Here is a 14,281-nt window from a genome sequence, read left to right as displayed (position 1 = left end):
CCCCCTCCCGAAGGAGCCTGCCCATGCGCAGCTTGCTCGCCGGAGCGCGCCCTCGCGCGGTCCGCACCGGGGCGGCGGCCACCCTGCTCGCCCTGCTCGCCAGTCTCGTCCTGACGCTCTGCTGCGCGCCGCCCGCCGCCGCGCACACCCGCCTGGAGTCCTCGGTACCTGCCGCCGGGTCGACGACGCAGACCGCGGTCACCGAGGTCACGCTGCGGTTCACGCTGCCGGTGAGCCTGCTCGGCGACGGCGTGGTGATCGAGGGCCCGGACGGCGTCGTCCCCGCCGGCGTCGCCCCCGCCGAGGACGGCCTGGCGCTGGTCGCGACCCCGGCCGCGGCCCTGGCCCCCGGCCCGTACACGGTGACCTGGACCGCCGCGGCCCAGGACGGCCACCCGCTGGAGGGCACCTTCGGCTTCACCGTGGCAGGCACGGCTCCGGACGGGGCCGCGAGCGAGGCGCCGGACGACGAACCGGCCGGCCACGACATGAGCGACATGAGCGGCTCGAACCACGACATGGGCCACGACCCGGCCGCGATGGGCACCCCGGCGACCGACGCCGCAGGAGCCGTCGCCCGGCTGGGCGGCGCCGCCGCGCTGTGGGGCTGCCTGGTCGCCGCGGGCGCCCTGGCGTTCGCCGGCCTCGTGCTGCGCGGACGGGACGAGGCGGACGTTCCGGCCGTGCTGCGGCTGGTCCGCTGGTCGGGCGTGCTGCTGCTCGGCGGCCTCGCCGTGCGGGTCCTGGCGGGCGCGGTGCTCGTGGCGCACGGCGACCTCGCCGCCGCCGTCTCGCCGTCCGCGATCGGCGACTCGCTCGCCGGGACGACACGCTGGGACGTCGGTCTCCAGGCCGTCGGCGCGGTCGCCGTGGCGGTGGGCGCCTGGCGCACGCTGCCCGGCGCGTGGCCCGCGGCGCTGGGGGCCGTGCTCGCCGGCGCCGGGCAGGTCCTCGGCGGCCACAGCAACACCGTGGAGCCCCGGTGGCTCGTGGTGACGGCGGACGTGGCGCACCTGGCGGCGGCCGCCGTCTGGGTGGGCGGCGTCGTCACGCTGACGCTCCTGCTCCGGGCCCGGCGCCGCGACGGGCGCGACCTGGACGCCGCGCTGCTGGGCGCCCGCTTCTCCGTGGTCGCGGGGCTCTCCCTCGCGGTGGTCGGCGTGGCCGGGGTGCTGCTCGCGGTGGGGATCCTCGACCGCCCGGCGCAGCTCTGGGAGACCTCCTGGGGGCTGCTCCTGCTGGCCAAGGTCGCCGTGGTCGTGCTGGTCGCGGCGATCGGCACGCACAACCACCTCCGCGTCGTCCCGCGGCTCACGGCACGCCGCCGGGCGGTGGTGCGGCACGCCGGACGGTCGCGCACCGCGGGCGAGGCGCTGCGCCGCAGCGCCTACCGGGAGACGGCGCTCATGGTCGCCGTCGTGCTGCTCACGGCGTGGCTCGTGGCGGCGTCCGTGCAGGCAGCCGGGTGAGGTCGCTTCGGAGCGGTATCAACACGAAGATCGTGGGCTCCGCACCTATGAGAGCTGTTGGCAGGGGGCAGCGGCAGAAGAGGCGATGGTGCCATGTCCACGAACATCCCCTGGACCGTCCGGCAGGGTCCGCGCGGGCCGGTCCCCGTGTACGTGCTCCAGTTCGACGCGCGGGGCACCCTGACCTCGCCCCGGTCCCTGGCCGCCCTGGTCGAGGACGCGCGCGACGCCACCGACCTCGTCGTCCTCTCGCACGGCTGGAACAACGACTGGCTGGCGGCGACCTCGCGCTACGACGACTTCTTCGACCACCTCGACACGGTGCTGGGGTCGCACCCGCCCGCCGCGGACCGCCCCTTCCGCCCCGTGTACGTGGGCGTGTTCTGGCCCAGCGCCGCGCTGGTCATGCCCTGGGAGCAGGGTCCCGACATCGCGGCCGGCGGCGACGGCCTGGCCGGCGAGCTCGCGGACGAGCTCGCCGTGCTGAGCACGGACCTCGGGCCGGAGCTGAGCGGCGAGCTGCACGCCCTGCTGGCCGACCCGGCGCTGGCCGACCCCGGACTGGCCGGGGACCGGGCCGACCTGGCCGCGGAGATCCTCGCGCACCTGCCCGTCGCCGACCGGGACGAGACCGGCGCGGCGGGCGGCCGGACGGACGGGCCCGCGCTGCGGGCCGCCTGGGAGGACACGCTCGCGCGGATCGAGCCGGAGCCCGTGCGCCCCAGCGGCATCATCCCCGACGACGCCGGCGCCTCCGAGGAGCGCGACACGGCCGCTCCCCGGGTCGCCGGCTTCAACCCGCTGGAGCTGATCCGCTCCGGGATCCGCCTGGCCACGGTGCGCCAGATGAAGGACCGGGCCGGCCGCGTGGGCGGCACGGGCGTGGCCGCCGCCCTGCGCCGGCTGGCCGACGAGACGCCCGCGCGGATCCACCTGGTGGGCCACTCGTACGGCGGGCGGGTCGTGCTCTCCGCCGTGTGCAACGGCCCCTGGACGGTCCGGCCCGTCGACTCGGTGCTGCTGCTGCAGCCCGCGCTGTCCGCCTGGGCGTTCGCGGACGACGTCGACGGCCGGCCGGGCGGGTACCGGCCGGCGTTCGACCGGGTGCGCAACCCGATCGTCACCACCCGCTCGGCGCACGACCTGCCGCTCACGCGCGTGTTCCACCTCGCGCTGCGGCGCCGGGCGGACCTCGGCGAGGCCGAGATCGCGGGCGGTCCGCCGTCGCGGTTCGCCGCGCTCGGCGGCTACGGCCCGCAGGGCGTGGGCGCCGAGGCGCTCCGGATCGACCGGATGCCCGACGTCGGCCAGCACTACCCGATCGGCGAGCACGCCGTCGACGGCAGGTACGAGGTGATCGGCGTGGACGGCACGTGGTGCATCCCAGGGCACGGCGCCGTCCAGTCCGACCAGACCGCCTGGGCGCTGCTGAGCCAGATGCGAGCCGCGGCGCACGCGGACGGGTGAGGGGGCCGGCGATGGCGAGGACCCTGCGGTCGGAGATCGACCTGCCGACCCTGCGGATCAGCGTGGACCTGGCCACCTCGGAGGCCGTGTTCGCCGCGGTCCGGGGACGGCGCCGGCCCACCGAGGTCGCGCGCTGCCCGGTGGCGGACCTCGGCCTGCCGGCCAGCGCCGTGGAGCTCGTGCGGGATGCCGACCTGACCGTCCCCGTGGCGGTCGTGACCCGGCTCGCGACCGCCGCCGAGGGCCTGGGCACGTCGCCGCTGCCCCCGCACAACGCGCTGTGGCTGGAGTTCCCCGTCCCGCGCGGCCTGGTGCACGTGCTGCCGTGGGAGCGGCTGCTGGCCGGGCTCGGCCGCCCCCTGTTCCGGCTGCCGTTCCACCCGGTGCGCCCGCAGAAGCCCGGGGTGCAGCTCGACGTCGCGATCTGCTCCAGCTCGCCCTTCCCGGCGGTCCGGTTCGACCCAGCGGAGGTGGTCGCGCAGCTCGCCCACCAGTACGTCGACACCCCGGGCCGGCACGTCACGGTGCACCTGTTCACCGACGCCGACCGGTACGCGGCGACGTGCGACGCCGTCCGCCCGATGCTGGGCCGCGGCGACGTCGTCGTGCACGTGCCGGCGGACCGGGACGCCGCGGCGCGGCGCACGGTCGCCCGCCCCGCCGGCCCGCACGCGATCGCCAACCCGTGGCTCACCTGGATGCTGGACGCCGTCGAGGGCGGCCGGCTCGACGTCGTGCACTTCGTGGCGCACGGGCACCTGTCCGACGGGCGCGGGGCGCTGGTGCTGGCCGGGTCGCCGACGACGGACGAGGGCCCGGCGACGTTCGTCGAGGCCGTCGAGGTGATCGAGCTCCTCACCCGGGTCGGGGCCGTGGGCCTGGCCCTGTCCGACCCGCCCGGCAGCGACAGCGCCGCGGGGCTGCGCGACCTCGCCGACTACGTGGCCCAGTCCCGGCCGGGGGTCACGGCCGTGCACGACGTCGCGGCGGACCCGGGCGGCGTGCAGCTCGGCCGGAGCCTGCGCACGGCGCTGACGCCGTCCGGCCCGCTCGCGGCGCCGTTCCCGGCGATGAGCGCCTGGGTGCACCCGCTGTTCGTCGAGGTCACGCCCGACCCCGAGCCCGCCGGCGAGCCGCTGACCACGAACCTGCGCACGCTCACCGACGAGCTCATGCTCCGCAAGGACGGCCGGTCCGCGTTCCTGCACGAGGCCACGCGCAAGGCCGCGGTCGAGGTCGACGGCGACTCCTGGGTCGCGTCGGCGTCGCGCAGCATCGAGCAGCTGCAGATGAGCTGGCTCCCCTACACCGCCGACCTCCCGGTCGACCAGGCCGCGGTGGACGCGCTGAACAGCGTCTCCGCCCTGCTCGAACGGCACGTGCACCTCGCGTACCCGGAGGAGGCGGCTCCCCCGCCGCCCGCGGAGCCCGCACCACCGGAGGGAGGTGCCCCGTGAGCCGCGTCGTCTTCCAGCTCTCCGCCTTCGGCGAGGAGGGCGCGACCACGCCGCTGGTGCGGCTGGTCGAGCCCGTCGACGACCAGGCCCTCGACCGGACCTTCGACTGTCCGGCCGACGGCCCGGTCAGCGCCCAGGCGCTGGACGCCGACGTCAACGCCCGCGAGGGCGACCGGCTGTTCCAGGCGCTCGCCGCGCACGAGCAGCTCGGCGACCAGCTCGCCGTGGCCCTGCACAGCGCCGACCGCCGGTTCCCCGTCTACGCCGAGATCCTGCCGCGCAGCGGCGCGGACAGCCTGCCGTGGGAGGCCCTCCGGTTCCCCGGCGACGGGCCCTACCTGGCGCTGGAGGACAAGTACGCGCTGGCCCGCGTGGTGCGCACGACGGCGCCCCCGGTGCCCCTGTACCAGCTCGAACCGCCGCTGCGGATCATGGCCCTGCTGTCGTGCCTGGGCCTGGGCGCCGCGGCGGAGCTGCGCGAGCTGCGGGCCGCCGCCCTGGAGGCCGGGCCGGGGATGGCCCGCCTCCTGGTCGTCGTCAGCGAGGAGGAGCTGGCGACGAGCCTGCAGGCCGAGGTCGACGCCGGCACCGCCCCCGAGATCGCGGGCGTGCACCTGGTGCCGCCCGACCACCACGACCTGGTCACGCTGGTGGGCGAGTTCAAGCCCCACGTGCTGCACCTGTTCTGCCACGGCTCCACCGAGCCCGTGCCGCACGTGCGGCTCGCCCTCAAGCAGGACTGGGCCTCGCCGTCCCCTGGGATCGGCCTGGCCCTGGAGAAGGAGCAGTTCGCGAAGTTCGTCTGGGACACGGACGGCGGCCCCTGGCTCGTCGTCCTCAACTGCTGCGAGGGCGCCGCCTCGTCGGGGGACGGGGCGACGTCCCTCGCTCGCGACCTCGTCACCAAGGGCGTAGCGCCCGCCGCCGTCGGCATGCGCGAGCCGATCCGGAGCGCCGTCGCCAGCATGCTGACGCAGGGCCTGTACGGCGCCCTGCTGGGCGAGCTGACCACGCGGACCAAGGCGGGCGCCACGCTCTCGGCGCCGCTGGACTGGGCAGCCCTGACCGTGGCGGCCCGCAACCGGCTGGTCACGGAGCTGGGCGCCGGGCTGTCGCCCACGCAGGCCCGGAACCAGGGCCGCGAGTGGACCCTGCCGGCGCTCTACCTGCGCTGGGAGGAGTTCCAGCTCCAGCTCACGCCCGCGCGGGACGACGGCGCGACGCGCGTCGACCCGGAGCAGGCCCGGACCTGGCGCCTGGAGGTCGCGGCCCTGCAGAGCCTGCTCGCCGCGCTGCCGCCGGGCCAGGGCGCGGCGTTCCGCGCCGGCGCGACGGAGCGGATCGCCGAGCTCGCGGCGCTGCTCGGCGTCACGCCGGAGGCCCTGGCGGAGCCGTCGTGAGCGTCACGCCCGGCGCCGCCCCCGCCGTCGACCCCGGCTACGAGATCACCAGCGACGCGTGGTCGGGCACGGCGCCGGTCGCGGGGCGGTTCGCCCAGGACGTGCGGCCCTGGCTCACCCAGGAGTTCACGGTCGCCGAGCGGACGGCGCGGCCCGCCCCGGCCGAACCGTGGGACTGGCGGCACCCCGACGTCGGCTGGGGGCTGGTGGCCCGCGAGCCCGACGGTGCCACCCGCGACGACCTCGTGGCGATGACCGACCTGCCCGCGGACATCCGGCGGCTGGTCGCGGCGCGCTCCGGCCGGGTGTTCCGCTACCGGCCCGCCGGCGGCTACGCGCAGTGGACCCTCGTCGACTACGCGGGCGACGCGCAACCCTTTCTCCCGGCCGCCCCGGCCGGTGCCGACGCCGGCGAGCTGCCGGCCTTCCTGCTCATCTACGGCAGCCCCGAACAGGTCCCGTGGCGGGTGCAGTACATCCTCAACCCGGTGCGGCACGTGGGCCGGCTCGACCTGACCGGCACCGCCCTGACGCGCTACGTCGACGCGCTGCTCGGCGAGTGGCGGGACTCGGCGGCCCAGTGGTCGCGGCCCGTCGTCTGGGCGGTGGACCACCGGATGGGCGAGATCACCACCCTTATGCGCGACGTCGTCGCGGAACCGCTCAGCGGCGACCTGAGCGCGGACGCCGAGCTCACGCCGACGTTCGTCGACGGCCGCTCGGTGCCCGCCACGGTCGCCGCGCTGACCGCTGCGCTGACGACCGCCCGGCCCGCCGTCGTCGTCACCACGAGCCACGGCCAGACCGGGCCGCTCGCCGACCCTGCGCGCCTGCGCGCCGACCTCGGCAAACTGGTGGACCACGACCACGCGCCGCTCGACCCCGAGACCCTGCTGCGCTCCTGGCAGCCCGACGGCGCGATCTGGTTCGCCCAGGCCTGCTGCTCCGCCGGGGCGGACAGCCCGTCCGCCTACGCCGGGCTGTTCGACGGCGACCTGGCCCGGACGTTCGACGGCGTCGCCGCGCTGGGCGCCCTGACCTCGCCGCTCCCCCGGGCGCTGCTCGGCGCGAAGAAGCCGCTGCGCGCGTTCATCGGGCACGTCGAGCCCACGTTCAACTGGACGCTGAGCTTCCCGCCGAACGCGCAGCCGCTGACCGCGCAGCTGCGCGAGGCGCTGTACGCGCGGCTGTTCCTCGGCAAGCCGGTGGGGTACGCCATGGAGCCGTACTACCGGCCCATCGGCGCGCTGCTCCAGGGCTACCAGCTCGCCGAGAAGGAGTTCCAGACCGCCTTCGGCGCGAAGGCGAAGCCCAGCCTCGACCTGCTGGTCTACAGCCGCGTGACGGCCCACGACCGCGCCAGCACCGTCATCCTGGGCGATCCCACCGTCGCGATCCCCCTGCCGCCGGCCACTCGGGCAGAGCCGGCTCAGGCCAGGAACTCCAGCCAGAGCGGGTAGTGGTCGCTCAGGCGCCACGAGACCTGGCCCTTGGTCAGGCCCTGCAGCGCGTGCGGGAGGAAGTCGAAGCTGCCACCGTGCCCCGTGTACGTCAGGCCGTCCAGGAGCGACGGCGCGCCGGGCCCCGTGGGGTCGCTGAACCAGGCGATCTGGTCGTACTGGTGATGGTCCTTGTCGTCGTCGAAGATCGTGCGCGGCTCCGTGCCGAGCTCCGCGGGCGGCCACAGCCCCGTCGAGACGAACGCCGCGAAGAGCGGATCGTCGAGCCGGTCGAGGTTGAAGTCGCCCAGGACCAGCAGGTTGTGGTTCCAGTCGGCGGGCCGGTCGGCCCAGCCCCGCATCCACGTGGCGAACGCGGTCAGCTCGCTGATCCGGTCGGCGGGCTCCTTGCCCCACAGCACGTGCACGGTGGTCAGGATGAACTCGGTCGCGCCGCGCACGAAGCCCGCGGCGTACGGGGTGCGGGCGAACTGGTCGACGTCGTCGTTGCGCGCCTCCTTCGGCAGGACCAGCTCCCCGACCAGACCCGAGGCCTGGACGCGCTCGGAGTCGTAGACGTAGGCGAGGCGCTCGCCGTTGCCGGGGCCGCCCTCGGTGACGTCGGAGGCGATGACCTGGTAGCGCGGGCCCAGCAGGCTCAGGAGCGCGAACAGCGCCGTCGTGTCCCGCCGGGTCTCCTGGACGGCCGTCACGTCGAACCGCTGGACCACCTCGGCGATGCAGGCCAGCGCGTGCCAGTCGCGCTTGGGGCTGTCGTCCTGGGCGGACTGCCACTTGTGCGTGAGGTCGCCGAAGGCGCGGAGGTTCCACGTGCCGATCAGCAGGTTCTTGGTCGTCTTGGCCGGGATCTGGGCCGCGAGCGCGGCGCGCATCCGGTCGACGTCGCCGGTGACCGCTCCGGGGACCGGCCCGGGCGGCGGGGCGATGGTCGTGGTCATGGCACATCACCTGCATGCGGAGGGATCGGGAGGTACCGCTACCTGCCAAGAGGGCGCCCGGCCGAGGGCTGATACTGCCGGACCCGGATGAAACAGGTGATATCACAGCCAAATTTCGATGCTTCCGCATCCAGGGCGAGACTGCTGTCAGCCGGTAGAGACCGGGCAACGTGTGCGCAGGGGGCAGGTTCACGTGACGTCCATCAGTGCTGTGCGGTTCGACCAGAATGTGCGGTTCGACCAGCAGGAGTGCCGGTCCACCCGCGCCGCGATCCCTGGTTATCTCGACCGACGCCTCGAGCCGCGCAGCCTGCGCCGCTTCGAGACCCACATCGACCGGTGCCCCGGGTGCATCCGCGCGTTCATCGACGTGCGCCAGGTGGCCTGGGCGCGGCGCAACGCGGACGCCCGGCGGCTCGACCGGGTCGGCTGACCGGGCCGGCCGACCGGGTCAGCCGACGGGAGCCCTGGCGGCGCGTGCCGCGCGCCCGGCGAGCTCCGCGAACGCGTCGCGCAGGGCCTGCGGCCCGACCACCTCGACCTCCGCGTCGAACCGCGCCAGCCCGGCGGCCAGCGCCGCCCAGGACCACGACCCGGTGCGCAGCCTGGTCCGGTCCGGGCCGAGCGCCTCGACGAGCCCGTCCCCGGCGAACGGCGCCACGCGCCCGACCGGCAGGGCGAGCACCACCTCGCCGGTGCAGGGCCAGTCGTCCGTGTCCCCGGCCTGGGCACCCTCTACGCCCTTGAAGCGGGCGGCCAGGAAAGCGCCGACGTCGCCGCCGGGCACCTGGCGCGGCGTGAACCGCGGGCCGTTCGGCACCCGGGGCGTCATCCGGTCCACCCGGTAGGTGCGCCACTCCCCCGGTTCCGGGTCCCAGCCGACGAGGTACCAGCGCCGCGACCGGACCACGAGGTGGTGCGGCTGGACGCGCCGCGCGGGTCGCGGCCCCGCGTCCGTCCGGCCCGGGGACGCGTAGTCGAACCGCACCTCCTCGTGCGCCCGGAGGGCGGCGCTCAGGGCCAGCAGGACGTCGGTGTCGACCTGGTCACCGACCCCGGGCCGGGTGGTCTCGGCCGCCGTCAGCTCCAGGGCGTCCACCCGCTGCCGCAGCCGGGCGGGCAGCACCTGGCGCACCGTCGTCAGCGCCCGGGCGGCGGCCTCCTCGATGCCCGCGCCCGTCACCACCGCGAGCCGCAGCGCGACGGCGAGCGCGACCGCCTGCTCGTCGTCGAACAGCAGGGGCGGCAGGTCGCTGCCCGCCTCCAGGCGGTAGCCGCCGTCCGGCCCCCGGGCCGTCCGCACCGGGTAGCCCAGCTCCCGCAGGCGGTCGACGTCGCGCCGCACCGTGCGGTCGCTGACGCCGAGCCGGCACGCGAGCTGCCCGGCCGGCCAGTCGCGGCGCACCTGGAGCAGCGACAGCAGGGACAGCAGACGGGCGGAGGTCATGGTCGAGGCGGCGACGGGCATGTCCCCGACGATGCCACGAGTACCGGACGATCCCTGTCCGGTACGGCTGACAGGTTGGGGTTCGTCGCCGGAAGTCCCCGGCGGCGCACCCATCCCGTGAGGACAAGCACCATGTCGATCAGCACCGTTGCCCACCTGAACTTCCACGGCCAGGCCCGCGCGGCCCTGGAGCTCTACCACTCCGTGTTCGGCGGGCAGCTCCTCGTCACCACCTACGGCGACCTCGGGATGCCCGCAGGCCTGCCCGACGCCGGCAAGGTCGTGTTCGGCCAGGTCGTGGCCGACAACGGCTTCCGGGTCATGGCCTACGACGTCCCGGGCGACGCGCCGGCCGGACCGCCCGCCCCCGAGGCCCCGGCAGCGCCCACCACCCGCCGCGAGAACGGCACCACGATCACGTCCGAGCCCTTCTTCCTCTCCGTGCGCGGCGAGAGCGTCGACGAGGTGGCCGCCCTGTGGGAAGGCCTGGCGGACGGCGCCACGATCGTCGAGCCCTACGCCCCCACGCAGTGGGCGCCCGCCTTCGGCATGCTCACCGACCGCTTCGGCGTCACCTGGGTGCTCGACGTCGCGAACTCCATCGAGGGGGCTTCCAGGTGAACATCAGATGAACGATGAAGGAACAGTGCCTTGATATCAGTGGAAAACACAGATCACCCCAAGGTTCGCCTCGCAAAATCAAGGCCGTGACCGAAACGCTCCTGCTCGCGCTCGTCGTCGTGACCGCGCTCGCCTTCGACTTCACGAACGGATTCCACGACACGGGTAACGCGATGGCCACCTCCATCGCCACCCGCGCCCTCAAGCCCAAGACAGCCGTCGCGCTGTCCGCCGTCCTCAACCTCGTCGGCGCGTTCCTCTCGCTCGCCGTCGCCGCGACCATCGCGAAGGGCATCGTCGACGCCGGTGTCATCACCCTGCCCGTCGTGCTCGCCGGCCTGGTCGGCGGCATCGTCTGGAACCTGCTGACCTGGCTGCTCGGCATCCCGTCCAGCTCCTCGCACGCGCTCGTCGGCGGCATGGTCGGCGCCGTGCTGGCCGCCGTCGGCACCTCGGGCGTGCTGTGGACCGGCGTGGTGTCCAAGGTGCTGGTGCCCGCCCTGCTCGCCCCGCTCATCGCGATCGCCGTGGCCGGCCTCGGCACCTGGTGCGTCGCCAAGCTGACCCGCGGGGTGCCGCAGGACCTGACCAACCGCGGCTTCCGCTGGGGTCAGATCGGCTCGGCCTCGCTCGTCTCGCTGGCGCACGGCACCAACGACGCGCAGAAGTCGATGGGCATCATCCTGCTCGCCCTCATCGCGGGCGGCGCCGTGCCCGCCGACTCGAACGTGCCGCTCTGGGTGATCCTGAGCTGCGCGGTCGCCATGGCGCTCGGCACCTACCTGGGCGGCTGGCGGGTCATCCGCACGCTCGGCAAGGGGCTCGTCGAGATCGACACCCGGCAGGGCATGGCCGCCGAGACGTCGTCGGCCGCCGTCATCCTGCTCTCCAGCCACTTCGGCTTCTCGCTGTCCACGACGCACGTCGCCACCGGCTCGGTGCTCGGCTCCGGCGTCGGCATGCCGGGCGCGAAGGTGCGCTGGAGCGTGGCCGGCCGGATGTTCGTCGCCTGGGGCCTCACCCTCCCGGCGGCCGGGCTGGTGGGCGCGCTGTGCCAGTGGCTCGAGTCCACCATCGGCGGGACCCCCGGCATCATCGCCGTCTTCGCCGTGCTGGTGATCTCGTCCGGGGCCATCTGGCTGGTCTCGCGCCGCAAGCCGGTGGACCACACCAACGTGAACGAGGAGTGGGACGAGGAGCGGGGCGCGGGCATCGAGCCCGTCGCCGCCACCACGGGCGAGGCGGGCGGCGAGCGCGTCGGTCCCGTGCCCGCCCTCGCGACGGCGTCGTCCGTCGGCCCGGCCATCGAGTCCGTGGGGACGATCAGCACCCCCGGTGCCGACACCCCGTCGAAGGGAGACAACTGATGAGCGAGTTCATCGAGTGGGGCGCGCTGGGCCAGGTCCTCGTGGCCGGCGTGCTGGTGGGCGCGGGCATCCCCGCGCTGTTCGCGCTGGGGCTGCGCCTGCTGGCGGGCCCGGCCCGGGACCGCGAGGAGGCTGCGGCCCGTGCGGCGGCGGCCCGCCGGACGTCGCAGGACGACGCCGTCGCCGTCGCGATCCCGCGCCCCGGCCCCGCGCGGCTGGCCGGAGCGGTCCTCTGCCTGACCCTCGTCGTCGCGGCGGTCGCCACGGGCCTGTTCGTCGTGGTCTCCGGCGGGCACTAGGACGTTCGCGGCCGGGTACGGCGGAGCGGCGTCCGCGGCGGGAGCTCCCGGACCAGGAGGCTGTGCGCGAGCCCGAGGCTGCGCCGGAGGTGTTCGGTCCACTCCGCCGCGGGTGCCCGCCGGGCCGACCAGAGGGCGTGCCGCACGATGCTCGCGGCGAGCGCCGAGGTCATGTGGGCGCGCTCCGCGATCTCGGTCGTGGTCAGGCGGGGGTCCCGGCGCAGCCGGCGCTCGACGGCGTGGTGCTGCCACGAGCCGGAGGCCTCGGACCGGTCCAGCTCCCGCGCGCGGAGCTCCGGGTTGCCGTCGATCAGCTCGAACCGGCGCCGGAAGAGCTCCAGGTTGCCCACGGCGTCCAGCGCGCCCGTCACCAGGAGGGTGAGCAGGTCGCCGAGCAGCGGTCCGTCGCCGTCGACGAACGCCTGGACCGCCTGGGGCGTGGGGTGGGGCGGGCGCCCCAGGATGGCGGCGTCCTTGCTGCCGAAGTAGTTGAAGAACGTGCTCTGCGCGACGCCGGCGGCGGCGCAGATCTGCGCGACGGTCACGGAGTCGTAGCCGTGCCGCAGGCACAGGTCGATGGCGATCTCCTCGACCCGGGCCCGGGCCGCGGCGCGCTTGCGCTCCCGCAGCCCGGGCACCCGGTGCTCGGTCATCCGTTCCCTGCGGCCGAGCCGTCGGCCGGAGCCGCCGCGTCAGCGGTCTCGGCGTCGTCCGTGGCCACGAGCTCGCCCCGCACGGTCTCGGCGTCGGCGTCGATCGTCGCCTGGTCGACGCCGTCCGTGGCCGGGACGCGCGCGGCGACCTCGGCGACGAGCTCGGCGGCCTTGCCGCCGTCGATCCACTCGGTCGTCAGGTCGCCGACGGCCTGGTCGATCAGGGCGGCGAAGTCGGCGTTCTCCTCGAACCGGGTCACCAGGGCGTTCTCGCCCATCATGCCCCCGCCCATCCCGCCGGGGCCCCCGCCGTCGCCCCCGGGCTCGAAGCCCTCGGGCGGCTCCATCCCCTCGGGCGGTTCGAAGCCCTCCGGCAGCTCCATGCCTTCCGGAAGTTCCATGCCTTCCGGGAGCTCCATGCCCTCGGGCATGCCGCCTCCACCGGCCCCCTCGGGGGCACCACCGCCGCCACCACCGGGCATCGACATGCCGCCCAGCGCGAGGTTGAGGTCCCACGACACGACGCTGATCAGCTTCGTGTCGAGGTCGTAGTAGAGGTAGGCGTTCCGGCCGGGGCCGGACATCGTGTCGAAGTTGCCGAGCACGTCCTGGGTGCCCAGGTACGTCGCGAACGACTCGACGTCGAGCCACTGGTCCAGGTCGCGCGCGAACTCCTCGTCGGAGGCGCCGTCGAGCCACTCGAGGAACGACACGAGCGGCTGCAGGTCCTGGCTGCCGTTGAGGTTGACCTGCTTGAAGTCGTCCGTGTACTCGGTCTGGTCGTCACCCTGGTAGGTGAACGAGCTCGTCGACAGCAGCTTGTAGAGCACCCCGTCGCCGTCGAGCTCGGCGGCGTACTGCGGGTCCGGGTTCTCGACGACGAGGCGGGTCGTCGTCGGCCGGTCGTTCACGGCGTAGGTCGTGAACGACCAGTCCTGCGTGGGCTGGCCCGACTGCTCCGTGAGCTCCAGCGCGACGGCCTCGTTGAGCGACGACGTGCTCGCCGCGCTCGCCGGACGGATCGAGAGCTCGGTCATGCCCTGGTAGGCCCGGCCGGGCTGGTTCTCGTCGAAGCTGACCAGCAGCGGCAGGTTCTCGGGCTCCTCCGTGGTCAGCGAGGCGCCCATGCCGGCGAAGCCACCGGCGGCACCACCGGCGCCGCCGGCTTCTCCCTGGCCGCCAGGCATCTGCTCGCCCTCGGGCATCTGGCCCCCGCCCGGCATCTGGCCGCCCTCCGGCATCTCACCGCCACCCATCCCCCCGCCGATCCCGCCCGGCGCGCGCTCGCCCTGGGTCTCGGACCCCGCCCGGTCGTCGACCAGCGACGACAGCGTCGAGTTGCCCTTGAGCCGCACCGCGACGGAGTCGATCGTGGTGCCGTCGACCGTCAGGTCGGCCGTCATCCACTCCTTCTCTCCCTCGGCGAAGTACGTGTCGAGCATCCGGTCGTAGTCGTCCTGGGAGTAGGACAGCGAGATCTCGTGGTCAACGGCGTCGTCGAACAGGTCGACCGTGCCCTCGATGTCCTGGGTGATGCGCTCCTCGTCGGTGACGGCGGCCGAGCTCGTCGAGTACGGCCGGACCGTCACGTCGCCGAAGACGGTCAGGGCGACCACGACCCCTGCGAGGCCGGCGGTCAGTGGGATCCAGTGCTGGCGCAGCCGCACCGGGAGGCGTTTGCGCAGGTCTGCCAGGGTCATGGT

At 74.8% G+C, this 14,281-nt stretch carries 13 protein-coding genes; 9 read left to right on the top strand and 4 right to left on the bottom strand.

Features of this window, described 5'->3' with window-relative positions; genetic code table 11:
- The first annotated feature begins 23 nt into the window (after window positions 1-23).
- The 5 genes from ACFWEJ_RS08185 (at window position 24) to ACFWEJ_RS08165 (ending at window position 7,253) form a co-directional block, all read left to right on the top strand.
- Window positions 24-1,469, top strand: a complete 1,446-nt coding sequence (locus ACFWEJ_RS08185) for a copper resistance protein CopC (protein ID WP_377228702.1) — start codon at window positions 24-26, stop codon at window positions 1,467-1,469.
- 93 nt (window positions 1,470-1,562) lie between these two features.
- On the top strand, window positions 1,563-2,936 hold the full coding sequence (locus ACFWEJ_RS08180; RefSeq protein ID WP_377228701.1) for a hypothetical protein: 1,374 nt from the start codon (window positions 1,563-1,565) through the stop codon (window positions 2,934-2,936).
- A gap of 11 nt (window positions 2,937-2,947) precedes the next feature.
- Window positions 2,948-4,393 (top strand): hypothetical protein, encoded by a 1,446-nt coding sequence (locus tag ACFWEJ_RS08175; RefSeq protein ID WP_377228700.1) that lies wholly within the window; start codon window positions 2,948-2,950, stop codon window positions 4,391-4,393.
- Window positions 4,390-5,793, top strand: a complete 1,404-nt coding sequence (locus tag ACFWEJ_RS08170; RefSeq protein WP_377228699.1) for a CHAT domain-containing protein — start codon at window positions 4,390-4,392, stop codon at window positions 5,791-5,793. Before ACFWEJ_RS08175 ends, ACFWEJ_RS08170 begins: the two co-directional genes overlap by 4 nt.
- Window positions 5,790-7,253: a hypothetical protein gene (locus ACFWEJ_RS08165; RefSeq protein WP_377228698.1), complete on the top strand. Its 1,464-nt coding sequence runs from the start codon at window positions 5,790-5,792 to the stop codon at window positions 7,251-7,253. The genes ACFWEJ_RS08170 and ACFWEJ_RS08165 overlap by 4 nt, the downstream gene beginning before the upstream one ends.
- Here ACFWEJ_RS08165 and ACFWEJ_RS08160 read toward each other — a convergent pair.
- Window positions 7,223-8,191, bottom strand: coding sequence for an endonuclease/exonuclease/phosphatase family protein (locus ACFWEJ_RS08160; protein ID WP_377228697.1), 969 nt, complete (start codon window positions 8,189-8,191; stop codon window positions 7,223-7,225). The genes ACFWEJ_RS08165 and ACFWEJ_RS08160 overlap by 31 nt on opposite strands.
- A 193-nt stretch (window positions 8,192-8,384) precedes the next feature.
- On the opposite strand from ACFWEJ_RS08160, the gene ACFWEJ_RS08155 reads away from it, so the two are divergent.
- Window positions 8,385-8,624: a zf-HC2 domain-containing protein gene (locus tag ACFWEJ_RS08155; RefSeq protein WP_377228696.1), complete on the top strand. Its 240-nt coding sequence runs from the start codon at window positions 8,385-8,387 to the stop codon at window positions 8,622-8,624.
- Window positions 8,625-8,642: 18 nt separating this feature from the next.
- Here ACFWEJ_RS08155 and ACFWEJ_RS08150 read toward each other — a convergent pair whose 3' ends face one another.
- Window positions 8,643-9,659 (bottom strand): helix-turn-helix transcriptional regulator, encoded by a 1,017-nt coding sequence (locus ACFWEJ_RS08150; RefSeq protein WP_377228695.1) that lies wholly within the window; start codon window positions 9,657-9,659, stop codon window positions 8,643-8,645.
- Window positions 9,660-9,770: 111 nt separating this feature from the next.
- On the opposite strand from ACFWEJ_RS08150, the gene ACFWEJ_RS08145 reads away from it, so the two are divergent.
- From ACFWEJ_RS08145 to ACFWEJ_RS08135, 3 genes are all read left to right on the top strand, one after another.
- Entirely contained in the window at window positions 9,771-10,259 is a 489-nt protein-coding gene (locus tag ACFWEJ_RS08145) for a VOC family protein (RefSeq protein WP_377228694.1), read from the top strand.
- An 86-nt stretch (window positions 10,260-10,345) separates the two neighbouring features.
- Window positions 10,346-11,626 carry an anion permease gene (locus ACFWEJ_RS08140; RefSeq protein WP_377228693.1) on the top strand — a complete coding sequence of 427 codons (1,281 nt, stop codon included), beginning with the start codon at window positions 10,346-10,348 and terminating at the stop codon, window positions 11,624-11,626.
- Window positions 11,626-11,925 carry a hypothetical protein gene (locus ACFWEJ_RS08135; RefSeq protein WP_377228692.1) on the top strand — a complete coding sequence of 100 codons (300 nt, stop codon included), beginning with the start codon at window positions 11,626-11,628 and terminating at the stop codon, window positions 11,923-11,925. Before ACFWEJ_RS08140 ends, ACFWEJ_RS08135 begins: the two co-directional genes overlap by 1 nt.
- Here ACFWEJ_RS08135 and ACFWEJ_RS08130 read toward each other — a convergent pair.
- Together ACFWEJ_RS08130 and ACFWEJ_RS08125 are read right to left on the bottom strand one after the other, a co-directional pair.
- Window positions 11,922-12,578 carry a TetR/AcrR family transcriptional regulator gene (locus ACFWEJ_RS08130; protein WP_377228691.1) on the bottom strand — a complete coding sequence of 219 codons (657 nt, stop codon included), beginning with the start codon at window positions 12,576-12,578 and terminating at the stop codon, window positions 11,922-11,924. The two genes, ACFWEJ_RS08135 and ACFWEJ_RS08130, sit on opposite strands and share 4 nt — an antisense overlap.
- On the bottom strand, window positions 12,575-14,278 hold the full coding sequence (locus tag ACFWEJ_RS08125; protein ID WP_377228690.1) for a CotH kinase family protein: 1,704 nt from the start codon (window positions 14,276-14,278) through the stop codon (window positions 12,575-12,577). The genes ACFWEJ_RS08130 and ACFWEJ_RS08125 overlap by 4 nt, the downstream gene beginning before the upstream one ends.
- Window positions 14,279-14,281 lie beyond the last annotated feature (3 nt).

The sequence above is a fragment of the Promicromonospora sp. NPDC060204 genome, assembly GCF_042728455.1.
GTDB lineage: Bacteria > Actinomycetota > Actinomycetes > Actinomycetales > Cellulomonadaceae > Promicromonospora.
Note: the sequence above shows the minus strand (reverse complement) of the source record. Positions and strands in the feature narration are given on the sequence as shown.

Bases quoted from the DNA above. Each gene is read 5' to 3' on its own strand.
- ACFWEJ_RS08135 (WP_377228692.1), top strand. From the start codon at position 11,626: ATGAGCGAGTTCATCGAGTGGGGCGCGCTGGGCCAGGTCCTCGTGGCC.
- ACFWEJ_RS08160 (WP_377228697.1), bottom strand. From the start codon at position 8,191: ATGACCACGACCATCGCCCCGCCGCCCGGGCCGGTCCCCGGAGCGGTC.
- ACFWEJ_RS08130 (WP_377228691.1), bottom strand. From the start codon at position 12,578: ATGACCGAGCACCGGGTGCCCGGGCTGCGGGAGCGCAAGCGCGCCGCG.
- ACFWEJ_RS08125 (WP_377228690.1), bottom strand. From the start codon at position 14,278: ATGACCCTGGCAGACCTGCGCAAACGCCTCCCGGTGCGGCTGCGCCAG.
- ACFWEJ_RS08180 (WP_377228701.1), top strand. From the start codon at position 1,563: ATGTCCACGAACATCCCCTGGACCGTCCGGCAGGGTCCGCGCGGGCCG.
- ACFWEJ_RS08175 (WP_377228700.1), top strand. From the start codon at position 2,948: ATGGCGAGGACCCTGCGGTCGGAGATCGACCTGCCGACCCTGCGGATC.
- ACFWEJ_RS08185 (WP_377228702.1), top strand. From the start codon at position 24: ATGCGCAGCTTGCTCGCCGGAGCGCGCCCTCGCGCGGTCCGCACCGGG.
- ACFWEJ_RS08150 (WP_377228695.1), bottom strand. From the start codon at position 9,659: ATGCCCGTCGCCGCCTCGACCATGACCTCCGCCCGTCTGCTGTCCCTG.
- ACFWEJ_RS08145 (WP_377228694.1), top strand. From the start codon at position 9,771: ATGTCGATCAGCACCGTTGCCCACCTGAACTTCCACGGCCAGGCCCGC.